The organism is Mesorhizobium sp. P2_F8, from assembly GCF_056403655.1.
The window spans coordinates 717,915-733,085 of record NZ_JBFUFB010000002.1; the positions used below are offsets into that span (position 1 = coordinate 717,915).

Here is a 15,171-nt window from a genome sequence, read left to right on the forward strand (position 1 = left end):
GCACAAACCAGATCCCCATCTGCCAACCGCCCAAGGAATTCACGATCATGATAAATCGGCGTACTTTCTCCACCGCACTTGTCGCCGGGGTGGCGACGGGCTTGTTGGCCGGCTCCCACAAGACGCAAGCGCAGACAGGCCCCAAGGCCCGCAATGTCGTGCTGGTCCATGGCGCTTATGCGGATGGCTCGTGCTGGTCGGAAGTGGTTGGCATCCTGCAGCAGGCCGGCTTCAGGGCAACCGTCGTCCAGCACCCGCTGACCACGCTGGAGGCGGGCGTCGATGCAACGCGGCGAGCGATCGCGCTCCAGGATGGACCGACGATACTTGTCGCACATTCCTTTGCCGGCATGATCATCACCGAGGCGGGCGTGGATCCCAAGGTTTCCTCGCTCGTCTATGTCGCGGCGCGCGCTCCGGACGCGGGCGAAGACTACACGGCGCTCGCCAAGACCTTTGCGGCRCCGCCTGCCTCCGCCGGCCTTGTCTGGTCCGAAGGCTATGGCAAGCTCAGCGAGGAGGCCTTCCTGCGGGATTTCGCCGGCGACATTGCTCACGAGAAGGCGCGCATCCTCTATGCCGTCCAGGGGCCGATCTCGGACAAGCTTTTCACCGGAAAGACGACGCAAGCGGCATGGCGCTCGAAGCCAAGCTGGTATGCGGTTTCGACCGAGGATCGCACGATCAACCCGGATCTCGAGCGCTTCATGGCAAAGCGCATGAACGCAAAGACCATCGAGGTGAAGGCAAGCCATTTGTCGCTGATCTCTCACCCGCACGAGATCGCCCAGCTCATCTCGCAAGCCGCCGGATAGCTCAGCTAGTGAAGTAGGCTGGGCCAGGGAAACTGATGGAGGGCAAACACGCTTGCCCCAGCCATCAGGTTCGCCGCGCCGTGAACTGACGAGGGCTTGCGGGCCTTCGATCACCAGCGCTGGTGCACATGGGGCTTGATGTCCTGGTCGTAGATATCCCGGATCTTGCCCATGAGTTCATCCGACAGCGGGGGAAGGTCCGCCGCTTCGGCATTGGATATCGCCTGCGCCGGATTGCGGGCGCCCGGGATGACCACCGTGACCGCGTCGAACATCAGGATCCAGCGCAGGGCGAATTTTGCCATCGTCGTGTCGCCGGAAACCAGCGGCCGGATGCGCTCGACCGCCGCCAGCCCGACCTCATAGGGCACGCCCGAGAAGGTCTCGCCGACGTCGAAGGCCTCGCCATGGCGGTTGAATTTGCGGTGGTCGCTGTCCTCGAATTTGGTATCGGCCTTGAACTTGCCCGACAGCAAACCGCTGGCCAGCGGGACGCGGGCAATGATCGCCACATCGTTCTTTTTCGCCAGGTCGAAGAACAGTTCCGCCGGCCGCTGGCGGAATGCGTTGAAGATGATCTGGACGCTGACGACGCCGGGATACTGCATCGCCTTCAACGCCTCCTCGACGCGCTCGACGCTGACGCCATAGTTGCGGATCTTGCCTTGCTCGACGAGCCGGTCGAGCCGCTCGAAAACTTCCGGGTGGTAGTAGAGGTCGGTCAGCGGGCAATGCAGTTGCACCAGATCGAGCGTGTCGGCCTCGAGATATCTCAGGCTGCGGTCGATCCAGTCGGTCAGGTTCTTCTGGCTGAACCCCTCGACAGTTTGCTGCGGCAGGCGCTTTCCGGCCTTGGTGGCGATGAACGGCCGCTCGCCGCCGCGCTCCTTCATCACCCTGGCAATGAGTTTTTCGGAACGGCCGTCGCCATAGACGTCGGCGGTGTCGATGAAGGTGACGCCGGCGTCGAGGGCGGCATGCAGGGCGGCCACCGCATCGTCGTCATTGACCTCGCCCCAGGCGGCGCCGATCGCCCATGAGCCAAAGCCGATCTCGCTGACGTCGCGGCCGGTACGGCCGAATTTCCGTGACTGCATGTCCTGTTCCTAACTGCGGCTTGGTGGTGATTGCTGATCTGCGGGCCGCCTTTTATCGCATGGCAACGCGATTGACATCCCCGTTCGTTAGATTTACCAGATAACAGGGTTGTATGACAACCCGGTAAGACTGCAATGATTTTGGAGTCGGGAGGATCTCAAGTTGAAAACCGTTCTGAAAATGGGCGCGTCGGCGGCCTTGTGCCTTGGCGTGCTTGCTCATCCGGCATTGGCCGAGGACAACATCGTCAAGATCGGCGTCGTCGCGGCGGAGTCGGGCTCGTTCGTTTCCGCCGGCCATACCTTGCCGGCAGGCGTCGGACTGGCCGTGAAACAGATCAACGACGCGGGCGGCATCAATGTCGGCGGCAAGAACTACAAGCTGGAAATGGTCAAACGCGACGACCGCACGGATATCGCGACCGCAATCGCCGCCACCCAGGAACTGGTGCGCGACGTCAAGGTGCAGGCGATCTTCGGATCGGAAACGCATGACTTCACGCTGGCCATGGCCAAGATCACGCAGCCGGCCAAGATCATCCATTTCGCCGGCAATTCGACGCTGGCGAAAATCCTGACACCGGACTCGGTCAAGCCGGGCGGCGAGGATCATTATCTCTTCCAGTCCGAGCCGCAGGAATTCCAGCGGTCCGGATCGACCGCGCGCGGCGTGCTCACGCTGCTCGAGCCGCTGCTTGGCTATAAGCCGAAGAAATCGGTCATGATCGTCGGCAACGACGCCACCGGCCAGTTCCTGTCGTCCTACTATTTCAAGGCGCTGAAGGCCGAGGGGCAGGACGTCCCCGACATCATCTTCTATCCGCCTGACACGACCGACTTCTCGCCGTTCCTGACTCGCGCCAAGAGCCTCAATCCGGATATCATCCATTTCTGGTACAATGGCGATTCAACGCTGACGGCGCTGCCGCAGGCGCTCGAACTGGGAGCCGCCAAGAGCTACTTCCTGTTCGGCGTCGACCCCGGCATCTGGAAGGAAAAGCAGCTTTCGGCCGACGTGCCGGTGGCGATGAGCTGCGTTCCGGTGTGCTGGGGCGAGTCGTCCAATCCGAAAGCCAAGGCCTATTTCGACGCCTACTTCGCCGCCGGCGCGCCGCACGGCGTGACCTCGTCGGTGTCGCTGCTCTACCACGACTATGTCCACTTCCTCGCCGAAGCCTGGGAGAAGGCCGGCAGCTTCGATCCGGACAAGACGGTCGAGGCGTTGCTGACCCTTCACCATCAAGGCGTGGTCTCGGATGACTTGACCTTCAATCCAACCCACCAGGTCACCCATGCCACCGAGGTCTGCGCCGCAGCACCCGGCGGCGCCATCTCCTGCTCGATGCAACAGCCGCCGGCTGAAGCGCCGAAGAGCTGATCTGGCGAACCGCACCCTTGAGTTGGCGACGTCACGCGCGCCGCCAACTCATCCTTCTCGGAACATAGGCAGGTCCGGATCGCTGGCCTCCACGGCAACAGCGCCCACCACCACGTCAAACAGCGGAAGCGAGCCGTGGACATTTTCATCCAGCAGATCCTCAACGGGCTTTCGATCGCCAGCGTCATCACGCTGATCGCGATTGGCGTCACCCTGATCTTCGGCCTGACCGGCATCATCAACTTCGCCCATGGCGAATTCCTGATGATCGGCGGCATCGTCACCTGGCTTGCGGTCAGCGCCGGCCTCGGCTTCCCGCTGGCGGTGGTGCTGGCGATCCTGGCGGTCGGGCTGATGGGCTACATCCTCGAGCGCGGGCTTTTCCGCTTCACGCTGGAGCGGCCGACCAATGGCTTCATCGTTTCGCTCGGCCTCATCGTCGTCATGCAGCATGTCGTCGTGCTGTTCTGGAACCCCAACCAGAAGAGCATTCCGCGCCCGCTGACCACGGTTTGGGAGGTCGGCGGCGTGCGCATCGCCTCGGTGCGGGTCATGGTCATCGCGATCACCATTGCCGTGGTGGCGCTCAGCTTCCGCATGATCACCGCCAGCCGCTACGGCCGCGCCTTGCGGGCGAGCGTCGAGGACCGCGATACGGCGGCCCTGATGGGCATTCCGGTGCGCCGCTACATCACCGGCGTGTTCGTGCTCGGCAGTGCATTGGCCGGGCTCGGCGGGGCGCTGCTGATCGCGCTGTTTCCGATCACGCCGTTCACCGGTGGCACCATGGTGATGAAGGGCTTTGCCGTGGCGCTGATCGGCGGGCTCGGCAACATCTATGGCGCCGTCGCCGCCGGGCTCATCCTCGGCATCGTCGAAGGCTTCAGCGCCGGCTACGGCTTTTCGCAATGGACCGATGCCTATTCCTTCGCCCTGATGATCCTGGTGCTGATCGTTCGCCCGCACGGCCTGTTCGGCGGCACCAGCGGACCCCGGATGGCGTCATGACGGCAGGCCTCCACCAGGATCGCGCCGGTTCCGGCCTCAAGGCGTTGCGATCGCTGCTGCCGGTGCTGGTCATCCTGGCATTGATCGCGCTGGTGCCGTTGTTCTCGGCTAGCAACCGCTTCCTGTCGCTGGCGATCTCGGCCGGCATCAATGTGATCGCACTCTACGGCCTGTCGGTTCTGTTCGGCCAGACCGGCATCCTGTCGATGGGGCACGCGGCGCTGGTCGGCGTCGGCGCCTATGCGGCGGCGATCCTGGCGCGGGACTTTGGCGTCGGGTTTTGGGCAGCACTGCCGGCGGCGGCCCTGGCAAGTGCTGCGTTCGCGATGATCGTCGGCATTCCGTCGCTGCGCGTCGGCGGCCATCACTTCGTCATCATGACCTTTGCCTTCGGGCAGTTGCTGGCCATCGTGCTCACCAATGGCGGCGACTATACGGGTGCGGCGACAGGACTTGACCTCGCCGGCCCGGTCACACTGTTCGGCGCCGATATGAGCGACTTGACGCGCTATTACCTGATGGTGGTGGCCTTCGTGACGGCCGCGGYGGTTGCGAGCTGGGCGATCATCAACTCGTCCTATGGCCGCACGCTGCGGGCCATCCGGGAGAACGAGAAGCTTGCCGCCTCGCTCGGCATCAATGTCGGCCGGCACAAGATCGGCGCCTTCGTCGTCAGCGGCGTCTTTGCCGGCATCTCCGGCGTGCTGCTCGCCTATTTCCTCGGCCACATCTCGCCGTCGCAGTTCTCCTCCTTCCCCAGCATCTACCTGGCGCTGATGGTCATGATCGGCGGCGCCCGCCTGATCGAGGGACCGCTCGCCGGCGGCATCCTGGTCGCCTTCCTCCCCGAAGTGCTCAACCTCGACCCGGTCCAGTCGCGCATCGTCTACGGCGTCTGCCTGATCGCGGTGATCATGCTTTTGCCCGACGGCCTGATCGGCGGCATCGTGCGCGCGCTTCGTGCAGCGTTGTCAGGCAAGCCGAAACAGGAGACGGAACAGCGCAACGCGGCGGAGGCGCGGCGATGAGCCCGATCCTGGCGATCAGCGGCCTGAGCAAGCAGTTCGGCGGCGTCACCGCCCTGGCAGGCGTCGACCTCGCCATCGAAGAGGGTGAAATCCTTGGTGTCGTCGGTCCGAACGGTTCGGGCAAGACCACGCTGTTCAATGTCGTCACCGGCGTGCACCGGCCGAGCGGCGGCACCGTGCTGTTTCGCGGGCAGGACATCACCGGTCTCAAGCCACATGCGATATCGCGGGCCGGTATCGGCTACACCTTCCAGCAGGCGATGGCCTTTGCCGGCCTTGGCGTGCTGGAGAATGTCCGCATCGCCGGCGAGCATGTGGGGACCGGCGGCACCGCCAACCCTTGGCCGACGCCGCAGGCGCTGCTCGATTTCGTCGGGCTGAGCGCGGTTGCCAATGAGAAGGCCGGCGTGCTGCCGTTCGGCTCCCTGCGCCTGCTTGGCCTTGCGCTGGCGCTCGCCACGCGGCCGTCGCTGCTCCTGCTCGACGAACCCGCCGCCGGGCTCAACGACCGCGAGACCACTGCCTTGGTTGGACTCGTCCGCCAGCTTCCCGGCCACGGCATATCCGTCTGCGTCATCGACCACGACATGAAGCTGATGCAGATGCTGTGCCGGCGCCTCGCCGTGCTCGACTTCGGCTCCAAGATCGCCGATGGGCCGACCGAGGCGGTGCTTGCCGATCCCAAGGTGCTGGAAGTCTATCTGGGAGGCGATCTGTGAACCTGCTCGCCGTTTCCGATGTCGTCACCGGCTACGGGCCGACGATCGTCAACCGCGGCGTCTCGCTGACGCTCGGGGCGGGCGAGATCGTCACCATCCTCGGCCCAAACGGCGCCGGCAAGTCGACGCTGCTCAAGGCCATCGCCGGGCTGATCCGGCCGCGCGCCGGCAGCATCTCCTTCGACGGCACCGACGTGACCGGGCTTGCCGCCGATGTCATGGCCAGGCGCGGCGTCGTGCTGGTGCCGGAGGGGCGCAAGATCTTCGTCGAGATGAGCGTCGAGGAGAATTTGCGCCTCGGCGCCTATTCGCGCCGCGACGACGCCGCCGTGGAGGCCGATTTCGCAACCATGCTGGCCTTCTTCCCGATCCTTGCCACCAAGCGGCGCGACAAGGGCGGCTCGCTGAGCGGCGGCCAGCAGCAGATGCTGGCCATCGCGCGCGGGCTGATGACGCGGCCGCGCGTGCTGTTGCTCGACGAGCCGTCGCTCGGCCTGTCGCCGCTGCTGGTCAAGGAGATCAAGGCGATCATCCTCGGCATCGGCGAGCGCTTCGGCGCTTCGGTGCTGCTGGTCGAGCAGAATGCCGGCCTGGCGCTCTCCGTCGCGTCGCGCGGCTATCTCATGCAGAACGGCCGCATCGTCGTCTCCGGGCCGATTGCCGAATTGCGCGACATGTCGCTGATGCGCGAACTCTATCTCGGCGGCGTGGCGGGATGAGCGGCAAGCGCTCAGTCGTGGCTTGCCCTGTCGCGCAACTCCTCGAAGCGGGCATAGCTCTTGGTCAGATGGCTGCGCATGGCGCGCCGTGCCGCGTTGGCATCCCTGGCCTCAATTGCGACGAGAATGGCGCGGTGCTCGCGCTGCATGCGTGCCAGGTATTTCTCCCGCTCGGGCAGGGTCATCCGGTCGAGCCGTATCCATTGGCGTGGGATCATGGCGCTGCCGAAGGTGTCGAACAGCCGGGTGAAATTGGCGTTCTGCGTCGCCGCGAGAATGGCGCGATGAAAGCCGAAATCCTCTTCCGAGCCCGACCCGCCGGCACGCACCACCGCCTCCAGCGCGTCCAGCCGCGAACCCATCTGCTCGAGCGCCGCATCGCTTCGCCGCTCGGCGGCAAGCCCGGTCGCCTCGACCTCGATGCCCATGCGCAGTTCGAGCACGCGCAGCACCTCGTCGATCGATTCAAGATCGTCCGGCAGGATGGAAAAGGTCCTCGGCAGCGGATCCTTGGCGACGAAGGCGCCGAGGCCCTGGCGCGTGGTGATCAGGCCACGGGCGCGCAGTGCAGCGAGCGCCTCGCGCACGACGGTGCGGCTGACGCCGGTGGCGGCGACGATCTCCTGCTCGGTCGGCAGGCGCTGGCCCGGCGCCAGATCGCCGGATTCGATTTGCGCGATCAGCGTGTTGACCAGCCCGGTCCGCAGATTGGGCGCTTGCGGTATGGCATCGAAAAGCATGGGCTCTGCCATCGGAGGATACGGCCCCCGGTCCGATTCTTCGGCAACGGCCGATTCTTCTTCAAAGGATTGCATCGACAGGTGCCCGCCGCAAGGTGACGAAATGCGGCCCGCCAACGTGGGCCATTTGGAGGATTGCATGAAAGAACGCATAGGCTTCATTGGTCTGGGCAGCATGGGCGCCGGCATGGCCGACAATCTGCTGCGCAAGGGTTGGCCGCTGGCGGTGTGCGTGCATCGCAGCCGCACCGCCGCCGACCGGCTGATCGCAGCCGGCGCCACCGAAGCGGCAAGCCCGCGCGCGCTCGCCACCGCCTGCGATGTCGTCATCCTGTGCGTCACCGGTTCGCGCGAGGTGGAAATGCTGGTCAAGGGACAGGATGGACTGGCCGCGGCAGGCAAGCCGCTGCTGGTCATCGACTGCTCGACCTCCAACCCGTCCTCGACGACAGCGCTTGCCGCTGACCTCGCGGCACTTGGCATGACGCTGATCGATGCGCCGCTGGCGCGCACGCCCAAGGAAGCGACCGAGGGCAAGCTCGACGTCATGGTCGGCGGCCCAGCCGACGCCGTTGCCCGCGCACGGCCGGTGCTCGAGGCGTTTGCGGCGCGCGTCGTCCACACCGGGCCGACCGGCAGCGGCCACACGATGAAGCTGCTCAACAATTTCGTCTCGATGGGCTATTCGGCGATCTATTCGGAGGCGCTGACGCTCGGCGCCAAGGCCGGGCTGACGCCGCAGGTCTTCAACAGCGTGATCTCCGGCAGCCGCATGGATTGCGGCTTCTACCAGGCGTTCTTCGATTTCGTGCTGACCCGCAACGAGAACGCCCAGCGTTTCGCCATCGTCAATGCGCTCAAGGACATGACCTACCTCGCCTCTTTCGCTCAGGCCGCCAATGTCGCCAACCCGATCGGTGCGGCGGTGCGCAACGGCTTTGCCACCGCCGTCGCGACCGGCCATGGCGAGAAGTTCGTGCCGGCGCTGTCGGATATCATCGCCGGCCTGAACGGTGTCTCGCTGGTCGAGACGCCGGCGACGTGAGGGAGCCCACCGGTGCTATTTCAGCGGCAGGAACAGTTCCGCGACCGCCTCATGCTCCGGCACTTCCGGGACGAAGCTCAGCCGCTGGCAATAGATCGGGAAGTCGCGTGCTTCCTCGCCGCTGGCCGGCAGCCAGTCGCGATAGAGGTAGAGCGCGGCAGGCTCCAGGTTGTGGGTGTTGCCGACGACACGCAGCACCGCGCAGCGTCCGCCGGGGATCACGCCCGCCTTCATGTGTTCGTCGTTCGCCTCGATCGGTTGGCCGGTCCCGACACAAAGGTCCACGCTATAATCGGCAAGCGACGCAGGACGCCGCTCGGAACGCCAGACATTGAAGGTCGGACTTGTCCTGGGGTGCAGGCCGGCGGCCTTGCGCCAGGCGATGAACCGCTGGATGGTGGCGCCGAGCATCGCCGGGTCGCCCCGATGCTCCATGATCGCCACCGGCGTCGGGGCCACATCGCGGATCGTCACGTCGTCGGTGGTAAAAGTCTTCTGCATGAGCTTGCTCCTGGCGTTGTCGAGAGGCCCGAAGGCCGCAAGCCACGGCTCCCATTCGGGAGACCTCCGGAACGACGACGGCGATTGCCCGAACCTTTGCCGAAAGGCGCGGGCGAAGGCATCCGGTGCGTCGTAACCGGCATCCATCGCTATGTCCGTGACGCTTTGGGCATCCGTGTAGGCGAGCCGGTACGAAGCCCGCTTCATGCGGGCAAGCTGAACATAGCGATGCACGGACAAGCCGAAGGTGGACATGAACTGCCGGTGGAAATGGTATTTCGAGAACGCCGCGACGCCGCTCAGTGCTTCCAGACCCAGATCGTCGTCGAGATGCCGGTCTATGTGGTCCAGCACCCGCTGCATCCGGGCATGGTAGTTTTCAAGTGCCGCCTTCACCGTCTCGTCCTCCGTGGCGACACCAGCTACGCCCTCCGGGACATGGCGCGCTCGACCGATCTTGCGATTTGGCATGGACCAACACGCGCCTGCCGGCAACGGCTTACAGGCAAACCCGCTCTGCAGTTGAACGGCGCCAAGCGGAAGAGCGCTGCGATCGCCGGCTTCGGACTCGTCCCAATTCAAATGAGCGGCATTCACCCTGCCAGGCAGGTCATGGCAATCACACGACTATGGGTGGCGTAGGGTCGTAGCTGATCGCCACCAGCCCCGGATACCTATGGGCGAGAGCGAGGATTTGGGTCTCAAGCTCGCAGTTGTAGGCCATCAGCGCCTTCACGGTTTCAAGCGGGCTTTCGTAGCGGGCTATGAGCTTCTCCGCTTCGGCGTGCAACTCGGCTTTGGATTCAGCGTCCAGGTGCATCGTGGCCATTTGCGGTCCCTCCCCTAGCGGCTTGCTCTGCGCGGGGCCGAGAGCGCGTCGAGCCGCTCTTGAAGGTGCCCGTTGAGCACGATCATTTCCTTGAGCGCCTTCATCACGTCGCCCTTGTAGACTGCGATGAAGTCCTCGGCATGGGCCTGGAGGGCGGCCTCCTGACGGCTGTTGAGTGTGACAATGCGATCCACGGCAATTCCTCCAAACGCTGCATGGCCGCAGTGAACAAAAAGGGAACGAAAATGTCAAGAGCGAATTGACTCGGCGAGGAATAGGTTCCTATTTTTGGCCATGCCGGAACAGAGCAGACGACCGCGCCGCCTTGTGCAGACCTTGTGCCGAGCGCATGAGGTCGGGCAGCTGATCCGCGTCCGCTGCATCAACTGCAACATCACCCGCCACTACCTGCCGGGGGACCTCGCCAAGCTCGTCGGGGACATTCCGTTTTGGGACGTGGCCCGGCACATGCGTTGCGAGCGGTGCAAACGCCGCGAGCTCGACGTGGACATCCTGTTGCCAAGCGCATTGGAGGGCATGAAGATACGCGTGAGGCGGCTTGTCGAAATCCGCATGGTGCGCCGCGTGATCTGGCGGGATGACAGCTAGCCTAGGCGGCGTGGACAAATTTGAGCCAGTATCTGGCGGTGGCGAGATGGACCATTCCGAGGAAACTGCTGGCCAGTTGGTCGTAGCGGGTGGCGATGGCGCGGTTGACCTTCAGCTGACCGAACATGCGTTCGATGCGATTGCGCTGCTTGTAGAGCGCGGTCATGCTCGATTTTTACGCGACGATTTGAGCGACCTGGAATGACGGCCTCGATCTTCCGATCGGCAAGGTCGGCACGAATGGCGTCGGCATCGTATCCCTTGTCTGCGAGCAGGGCGTCGGGCGTGCGCTCGGGCAAGCCGATTAATGCATCATACGCCTTGCAGTCTGCCGCTTCGCTGCCGGTTAGGATGAAAGCGAACGGTCGTCCGAGGGCGTCGGCCAGGCAGTGAAGCTTAATGGTGAACCCGCCCCGCGAGCGGCCAAGAGCGCGTTGGACGGCGTCAACGGCATGCCTCGTCTATCCGGTAGTTTCAGCTGCTGGAAACGCAGTTCAACCGGACGAACCGATGCCCACACCAAAAAACTGCTTGACGATAATAAGACGACCGGTCATATATTAACCCATGCCTAGACCAGCCAATCCTGAAACGCGATCGCGCCTCCTGGAAAAAGGGGGAGACCTTGTGAGCACCCGTGGCTTCAACGCCACGGGCGTCCAGGAGATCACCGCGGCAGCCGGCGTGCCCAAGGGTTCGTTCTATAATTACTTCGACAGCAAGGAAGCCTTCGCCGTCGCCGTATTGACCGAATATTGGGAGGCGGTTGTCGCTGAGTATGGGGCCATTTTGAATCAACGCCAGACGCCGCCCTTGTCGCGCATCGCGCGCTATTTCGTCGGGCTTGCCGAGTTTCACGAGCGCCGCCGTTACGCGGTCGGCTGCCTGATCGGGAACATGGCACTGGAGGTCACGCCGACGAGCGAGGATGTGCGGATCAAGCTTGCGGCGATCTATCGCGAGTGGTCGGCCGCGCTCGCCTCATGCTTGCGGGAAGCGCAGGAGAAAGGGGAATTATCGGCCGGAAAGGATCCAGGGCAGCTTGCCGTCGCGCTGATTGACACGTTCGAAGGGGCGGTCATGCGGGCCAAGGTCGAACGTAGCCGGGCGCCCTTCGACAGCTTCGAGCGCTTTGTTTTGCCCTCTCTGCTGAGTTAAACATTTTGACCAATTAATAGACGACTGGTCGTCTTAGTTTACCGGATCATCGCTGGAACGCCGCGCCAGCGAGCGATGACTCTCATCCGCGGCTAATCTAAAGGAGCTGAACAATGCCCACGATCACTACTACAGACGGCGTAAACATCTTCTACAAGGACTGGGGCTCAGGCCAGCCGATCGTTTTCAGCCACGGCTGGCCGCTGACAGCGGACGACTGGGACGCCCAGATGACCTTCTTCCTTCGCCACGGCTATCGGGTGATCGCCCACGACCGGCGCGGCCACGGCCGGTCCGACCAGCCCAGCACTGGCAACGACATGGACCACTGGGTTGCCGACCTCGCGGCCCTGACTGAACACCTCAACCTGCGCGACGCGATCCACATCGGCCACTCCACAGGTGGCGGTGAGGTGGCGCGCTATGTCGCTCGCCACCAGGAACGCGTCGCGAAGGCGGCGCTGGTCGCTTCATTGACGCCGAACATGTACCGGAGCGAGGACAACCCGTCCGGTCAACCGCCGGAGTGGTTCGAAGCGATCCGGGCAGGCGTGCTGGGCAACCGGTCGGAGTTCTACCGTTTCGTCCCTGAGAATCCGTTCTACGGCTACAACCTGGATGGGGCGAAGCCTTCGGAGGCGATCATTGCGAACTGGTGGCGCCAAGGCATGGCCGGCGGTGCCCTCGCTCATTACGCGACTGTCGACTCTTGGCTCGAAGATTATACCGAAGACCTCAAGAAGATCACCGTGCCGGTGCTGGTGATGCATGGCGAGGCTGATCAAGTCGTCCCGTTCGCAAGTTCCGTGCCGCGTGCGGTCGACCTGCTTAAGAACGGGTCGCTGAAGACTTATCCCGGCTATCCCCATGGCATGCTCACCACGCATGCGGATGTCCTCAACCCCGACCTGCTCTCGTTCATCAGGTCTTGACGACATCTCTCATCCATTATCGCCTATGGTAGACATTTAGGGGTGTATATTGAGGAGGGTTCGGGTTTCGCCGTAGTGACGAAGGAACGAACAAGAAGCTCAAACCCTCCTCGAAAATTCATCGGCCAAGGTCCCGATCGAAGCGGCGGCCTTGGCAGCGTTGCTCGGCCTTGAGGTCCACTCCGTCGTCGGCCTCGCGCCTCGCTCCCTGCCGGCCCCAGGGGGCGCTTGGGGGGCTACCGTGGTATGCGGAATTTGTCCACACCGCCTAGAACAGTGAGCCCTGAGCCGGAGCCTGCGGTGCCTGCTGCGGAAACTTGATCTGCGTGGCCGGCTTCTCGACAATCACCAGGGCATCATTCGGCGCCGTGCGCTGCAGCCGCCTCGCTTCCGACCAAGGCGCAGTAAGCCAGGTTTCGGTTTCCTCCTGCGTCCTCAGGATCACCGGCATGGCCTTTTCGTGGATGGGCTTGATGAGGGCGTTCGGCGCGGTCGTCATGAAACCGTAAAGCTCGAAGTCGCCGGGACCGTCCTTGACCTTGCGCACCCCCTGCCATGGCGTCCATAGGCCCGCGAAGAAGAACAGCGGGCGGTCCTCATTGAGCGCGAACCAATAGTTCCGCTGGATGCCCGTCTCGGGGTCCTTGTCGCCGGGCGTCGGGCTCGGCTCCGCAAAGCTCGTCACCGGCACCACGCAGCGGTTCTCGACACCGACGTACTGTTGCCAATGGCCATACTGTGGATTGCGTATGTTGGTGGTGCCGTAGTCGGCCTTGCCCTTCATCCGCTCGGCGGGTGTCGGCATGCCCCACAGCAGGTTGGCAAGCTCGCGCTGCCCGTCCAGTGCGTTGCGCACCACCGGACCGGGTTGGTTGGGATAGATGTCGATGGACGGCTCAAGGTTGCCCAAGATGTCCCGCAAGGTCCGGGTCCATTGGCGGACAGCTTCTTGCGACGTGGTGATGTTGTAGAGGTTGCACATGGCCGCACTCTGCCGTGAGAGCACTCTGCCGACCAGTCGAAAAATTCGAACCCAGCGACCGGCAGCAAATGTCGATGGAAGAGTGGACGGCAAGGTTCGCGCCGAAAGCCAACTGACCGCTTTCGCCATCAGCATCTTGCTGCGCCCTCGCAGTGCTCGCCGGGTCGCGGTCGGGCCACTCGCGCTCGTAACCCGGCTTCGAGCCGAGATAGCCGATCGCATTGTTCACTGAAATGGAAAAGCCCAGCGCGGTGGCTGGCTGTCCAAAGTACTCCGAACCGGAATAGTTTTCAGTTACGGTTCGGCGGCTTGTAGCTCTCCCATCGCGATAGACGGGTCTCGATGTCGAAGCGGGACGCCTCGAAGTTGGTGCCGGTGTTATCCTTGTTTTTGCCGTCGATCAGCCGATACAGCTCCTCGTTCTCGACATCGTCGACAGGGTGGGTCGATCGCACCACCCGCAGCCATAGCGATTGTGCTCGATCGCAAACGTCCTTGACCCGGATCATTTCTTCCTCCCGTCAGTCTCCGTGCTGCTCAAGGTTTTCACCGCACACGCGGTGGCCGGGCCCGCCCGGGGCTCGGTCGGTGCGCCCAAGTTGCTCCTGATCTGTCATCCCGTCAATGTCATCGCATCCAGTCAGGTCACCGACATCATCAGTCGCGAGGCAAGGCAAAGCTCCGAAGCACGTGAGCCCGCCGCGTCGAAGCAGCAAACGCCGCTTCGATCCCGCAGATGTCGCACACCATGTTTTCGTTAAATGGCTAGACGTGGAACAATCCGATAGAGCCGCCATAGCTCTCCAAGGTGCAGGAGGGCGACCTCATCCCGCTGCTTGCCCGCGGATAGCCTTCCTCAACCTTGAGTGCCGCACCGGAGCTGGTGCCTCGGCAACCTCACCCCCATCATGCAACCCCACCCGCAGAGCCGCGCCCGCCAGATGGTCGCGCATCGCCGTCTGCGCCGCCTCGGCGTCGCCGGCGCGGATGGCGGCCAGGATGCGCTCGTGCTCGCCGAGCGTGATGCGCGCCATGTCGTCCGATTTCTGCTGGTTGCCGGCGGCAAGGATGCTCTCGCGAACCCGCTCGGACACAAAGACCAGGAACTGACCCATATAGGCGTTGCGCGTCGCCTCGGCGACGGTGCGGTGGAATTCGAGGTCGCTGCGCAGCCAGGCGACGCTGCCATAGGGGGCCGCGCGCATGCCGGCCAGCGCATCGCCCATCGCGGTGAGATCGGCTTCGGTGCGCCGCCTTGCAGCAAGGGCTGCCGCCTGCACCTCGAGGATGCCGCGCAGCTCGAACAGGTTGCGGAAGGAGTCGGCGCGCTGCAGCGCCTCGTAGTCGATGGTCAGCACCGTCGGGTTGGTGCTCTCCACCACGAAGGCGCCGCGCCCCTGCTGCGACCAGATGCGGCCTTCCGAGCGCAGGCGGGCGATCGCCTCGCGCACGACGTTGCGGCTGACGCCGAAGGTGGTCGCCAGCGCCTGCTCGGTCGGCAGCTGGTCGCCGGGCTTCAGCCGCCCCTGCGCGATCTCGCGCGAGATGGAACTCGCAACCAGGGTTGAGAGGTGCGGACCGCGATTGACCTTGTCGAGCTTCAGCGTCATC

19 protein-coding genes and 1 pseudogene are annotated in these 15,171 nt (G+C 64.0%); 10 read left to right on the forward strand and 10 right to left on the reverse strand.

Features of this window, described 5'->3' with window-relative positions; genetic code table 11:
• The first annotated feature begins 44 nt into the window (after positions 1-44).
• Positions 45-815: an alpha/beta fold hydrolase gene (locus AC1DZP_RS07035; protein ID WP_477301178.1), complete on the forward strand. Its 771-nt coding sequence runs from the start codon at positions 45-47 to the stop codon at positions 813-815.
• 110 nt (positions 816-925) lie between these two features.
• Here AC1DZP_RS07035 and AC1DZP_RS07040 read toward each other — a convergent pair whose 3' ends face one another.
• Entirely contained in the window at positions 926-1,912 is a 987-nt protein-coding gene (locus tag AC1DZP_RS07040; protein WP_477301087.1) for an aldo/keto reductase, read from the reverse strand.
• Between the two features lie 163 nt (positions 1,913-2,075).
• Between AC1DZP_RS07040 and AC1DZP_RS07045 the strand changes: the two genes are divergently transcribed.
• From AC1DZP_RS07045 to AC1DZP_RS07065, 5 genes are all read left to right on the forward strand, one after another.
• Entirely contained in the window at positions 2,076-3,290 is a 1,215-nt protein-coding gene (locus AC1DZP_RS07045; RefSeq protein ID WP_477225770.1) for an ABC transporter substrate-binding protein, read from the forward strand.
• A gap of 135 nt (positions 3,291-3,425) precedes the next feature.
• Positions 3,426-4,298 (forward strand): branched-chain amino acid ABC transporter permease, encoded by an 873-nt coding sequence (locus AC1DZP_RS07050; protein WP_477301089.1) that lies wholly within the window; start codon positions 3,426-3,428, stop codon positions 4,296-4,298.
• The gene (locus tag AC1DZP_RS07055) at positions 4,295-5,326 is read left to right on the forward strand and encodes a branched-chain amino acid ABC transporter permease (RefSeq protein WP_477301091.1); all 1,032 of its coding nucleotides are present in this window, start codon (positions 4,295-4,297) and stop codon (positions 5,324-5,326) included. The genes AC1DZP_RS07050 and AC1DZP_RS07055 overlap by 4 nt, the downstream gene beginning before the upstream one ends.
• The gene (locus AC1DZP_RS07060) at positions 5,323-6,045 is read left to right on the forward strand and encodes an ABC transporter ATP-binding protein (RefSeq protein ID WP_477301093.1); all 723 of its coding nucleotides are present in this window, start codon (positions 5,323-5,325) and stop codon (positions 6,043-6,045) included. Before AC1DZP_RS07055 ends, AC1DZP_RS07060 begins: the two co-directional genes overlap by 4 nt.
• Complete coding sequence (locus tag AC1DZP_RS07065) at positions 6,042-6,764, forward strand: ABC transporter ATP-binding protein (RefSeq protein ID WP_477301095.1); 723 nt, start codon at positions 6,042-6,044, stop codon at positions 6,762-6,764. Before AC1DZP_RS07060 ends, AC1DZP_RS07065 begins: the two co-directional genes overlap by 4 nt.
• An 11-nt stretch (positions 6,765-6,775) precedes the next feature.
• Here AC1DZP_RS07065 and AC1DZP_RS07070 read toward each other — a convergent pair whose 3' ends face one another.
• Positions 6,776-7,516, reverse strand: coding sequence for a FadR/GntR family transcriptional regulator (locus AC1DZP_RS07070; RefSeq protein ID WP_477301097.1), 741 nt, complete (start codon positions 7,514-7,516; stop codon positions 6,776-6,778).
• 127 nt (positions 7,517-7,643) lie between these two features.
• Here AC1DZP_RS07070 and AC1DZP_RS07075 point away from each other — a divergent pair, with 127 nt between their 5' ends.
• Positions 7,644-8,549: an NAD(P)-dependent oxidoreductase gene (locus tag AC1DZP_RS07075; RefSeq protein ID WP_477301099.1), complete on the forward strand. Its 906-nt coding sequence runs from the start codon at positions 7,644-7,646 to the stop codon at positions 8,547-8,549.
• 15 nt (positions 8,550-8,564) lie between these two features.
• Here AC1DZP_RS07075 and AC1DZP_RS07080 read toward each other — a convergent pair whose 3' ends face one another.
• From AC1DZP_RS07080 to AC1DZP_RS07090, 3 genes are all read right to left on the reverse strand, one after another.
• The gene (locus tag AC1DZP_RS07080; RefSeq protein ID WP_477301180.1) at positions 8,565-9,446 is read right to left on the reverse strand and encodes an AraC family transcriptional regulator; all 882 of its coding nucleotides are present in this window, start codon (positions 9,444-9,446) and stop codon (positions 8,565-8,567) included.
• Between the two features lie 223 nt (positions 9,447-9,669).
• A complete protein-coding gene (locus tag AC1DZP_RS07085; protein WP_457152745.1) occupies positions 9,670-9,879 on the reverse strand; it encodes a hypothetical protein in 210 nt (69 codons plus the stop codon).
• A gap of 14 nt (positions 9,880-9,893) precedes the next feature.
• On the reverse strand, positions 9,894-10,073 hold the full coding sequence (locus AC1DZP_RS07090; protein ID WP_477225763.1) for a hypothetical protein: 180 nt from the start codon (positions 10,071-10,073) through the stop codon (positions 9,894-9,896).
• 100 nt (positions 10,074-10,173) lie between these two features.
• Between AC1DZP_RS07090 and AC1DZP_RS07095 the strand changes: the two genes are divergently transcribed.
• Entirely contained in the window at positions 10,174-10,488 is a 315-nt protein-coding gene (locus tag AC1DZP_RS07095) for a hypothetical protein (RefSeq protein WP_184871738.1), read from the forward strand.
• Position 10,489: 1 nt separating this feature from the next.
• Here AC1DZP_RS07095 and AC1DZP_RS07100 read toward each other — a convergent pair whose 3' ends face one another.
• On the reverse strand, positions 10,490-10,654 hold the full coding sequence (locus tag AC1DZP_RS07100; RefSeq protein ID WP_477301101.1) for a transposase: 165 nt from the start codon (positions 10,652-10,654) through the stop codon (positions 10,490-10,492).
• A pseudogene (locus AC1DZP_RS07105) lies at positions 10,644-10,889 on the reverse strand (transposase); the annotation flags it as partial. The pseudogene AC1DZP_RS07105 and the gene AC1DZP_RS07100, both read right to left, overlap by 11 nt.
• Positions 10,890-11,115: 226 nt before the next feature.
• Between AC1DZP_RS07105 and AC1DZP_RS07110 the strand changes: the two are divergent.
• Together AC1DZP_RS07110 and AC1DZP_RS07115 are read left to right on the forward strand one after the other, a co-directional pair.
• Positions 11,116-11,646, forward strand: coding sequence for a TetR/AcrR family transcriptional regulator (locus AC1DZP_RS07110; protein ID WP_477301103.1), 531 nt, complete (start codon positions 11,116-11,118; stop codon positions 11,644-11,646).
• Positions 11,647-11,759: 113 nt separating this feature from the next.
• A complete protein-coding gene (locus AC1DZP_RS07115) occupies positions 11,760-12,578 on the forward strand; it encodes an alpha/beta fold hydrolase (protein WP_271576301.1) in 819 nt (272 codons plus the stop codon).
• A gap of 268 nt (positions 12,579-12,846) precedes the next feature.
• On the opposite strand, the gene AC1DZP_RS07120 is transcribed toward AC1DZP_RS07115, so the two are convergent.
• From AC1DZP_RS07120 to AC1DZP_RS07130, 3 genes are all read right to left on the reverse strand, one after another.
• A complete protein-coding gene (locus tag AC1DZP_RS07120; protein ID WP_477301105.1) occupies positions 12,847-13,560 on the reverse strand; it encodes an SOS response-associated peptidase in 714 nt (237 codons plus the stop codon).
• A gap of 290 nt (positions 13,561-13,850) precedes the next feature.
• Entirely contained in the window at positions 13,851-14,069 is a 219-nt protein-coding gene (locus AC1DZP_RS07125) for a hypothetical protein (RefSeq protein ID WP_457151242.1), read from the reverse strand.
• Between the two features lie 315 nt (positions 14,070-14,384).
• Positions 14,385-15,170: a FadR/GntR family transcriptional regulator gene (locus AC1DZP_RS07130; protein WP_477301108.1), complete on the reverse strand. Its 786-nt coding sequence runs from the start codon at positions 15,168-15,170 to the stop codon at positions 14,385-14,387.
• Position 15,171: the final 1 nt, after the last annotated feature.

What these genes read in the sequence shown, in the direction of transcription:
- AC1DZP_RS07095 (WP_184871738.1), top strand. Translation starts at nt 10,174, where the DNA reads ATGCCGGAACAGAGCAGACGACCGCGCCGCCTTGTGCAGACCTTGTGC.
- AC1DZP_RS07120 (WP_477301105.1), bottom strand. Translation starts at nt 13,560, where the DNA reads ATGTGCAACCTCTACAACATCACCACGTCGCAAGAAGCTGTCCGCCAA.
- AC1DZP_RS07085 (WP_457152745.1), bottom strand. Translation starts at nt 9,879, where the DNA reads ATGGCCACGATGCACCTGGACGCTGAATCCAAAGCCGAGTTGCACGCC.
- AC1DZP_RS07115 (WP_271576301.1), top strand. Translation starts at nt 11,760, where the DNA reads ATGCCCACGATCACTACTACAGACGGCGTAAACATCTTCTACAAGGAC.
- AC1DZP_RS07060 (WP_477301093.1), top strand. Translation starts at nt 5,323, where the DNA reads ATGAGCCCGATCCTGGCGATCAGCGGCCTGAGCAAGCAGTTCGGCGGC.
- AC1DZP_RS07040 (WP_477301087.1), bottom strand. Translation starts at nt 1,912, where the DNA reads ATGCAGTCACGGAAATTCGGCCGTACCGGCCGCGACGTCAGCGAGATC.
- AC1DZP_RS07100 (WP_477301101.1), bottom strand. Translation starts at nt 10,654, where the DNA reads ATGACCGCGCTCTACAAGCAGCGCAATCGCATCGAACGCATGTTCGGT.
- AC1DZP_RS07070 (WP_477301097.1), bottom strand. Translation starts at nt 7,516, where the DNA reads ATGGCAGAGCCCATGCTTTTCGATGCCATACCGCAAGCGCCCAATCTG.
- AC1DZP_RS07075 (WP_477301099.1), top strand. Translation starts at nt 7,644, where the DNA reads ATGAAAGAACGCATAGGCTTCATTGGTCTGGGCAGCATGGGCGCCGGC.
- AC1DZP_RS07130 (WP_477301108.1), bottom strand. Translation starts at nt 15,170, where the DNA reads ATGACGCTGAAGCTCGACAAGGTCAATCGCGGTCCGCACCTCTCAACC.
- AC1DZP_RS07125 (WP_457151242.1), bottom strand. Translation starts at nt 14,069, where the DNA reads ATGATCCGGGTCAAGGACGTTTGCGATCGAGCACAATCGCTATGGCTG.